The following is a 630-nucleotide window of genomic DNA, read 5'->3' on the forward strand; positions in this document are numbered from 1 at the left end:
CGGTCGTAGACCTCTTGCGATGTGACAGCGATCGCCTTGTCCTTATTGGCTTCCAGATTGGCCGCCCATATGTTGAGGGTCCGCTCGTAATGCTTCTGCAGCAACTGCACCCGTTCGATCGAGAAGCCAGCAGCCTCACCGAACTTGAAGATATCCTCCTGCGCCGGCAGCTGTCCGCCGGGGAAGATTTCCTGGCCGATGAATCGCATGAAGCGCAAATCGCTCATCGTGATCGAAACACCGCGCTCATGCTGCTGCTTTTGGGAATACGCCAAAATCGTGTGCAACAGCATGCGGCCGTCATCGGGAAGGATGTCGTACGCGCGCTCGAAAAATGCCGAGTAGCGCTCCATCTTGAAAGCTTCGAAGGCGCCGATCGTGACAATCCGGTCGACCTTGTCTTCGAACTCTTCCCAGCCTTGTAGGCGCACCTCGATGTTGCGGTCGGTCGGCAACGCGGCCAGCTTGTTCTTGCTGTACTCGAACTGATTGCGGCTCAGCGTGATTCCGATGACGTTGACGTCGTACTTCTCGACAGCCCGCTTCAGGGCGCCGCCCCAGCCGCAACCGATGTCCAGCAGCGTCATCCCGGGCTCGAGCTTCAGCTTCCCCAGCGCCAGATCGATTTTC

The 630-nt window shown here is 58.3% G+C and carries 1 protein-coding gene; it reads right to left on the reverse strand.

From position 1 onward, the window contains the following. Positions 1-630 (reverse strand): class I SAM-dependent methyltransferase (locus A5688_RS00270; protein WP_068268013.1); only part of this gene is annotated, 630 nt, incomplete at both ends.

The organism is Mycobacterium mantenii (assembly GCF_001667865.1).
Classification (GTDB): Bacteria; Actinomycetota; Actinomycetes; order Mycobacteriales; family Mycobacteriaceae; genus Mycobacterium; species Mycobacterium mantenii_A.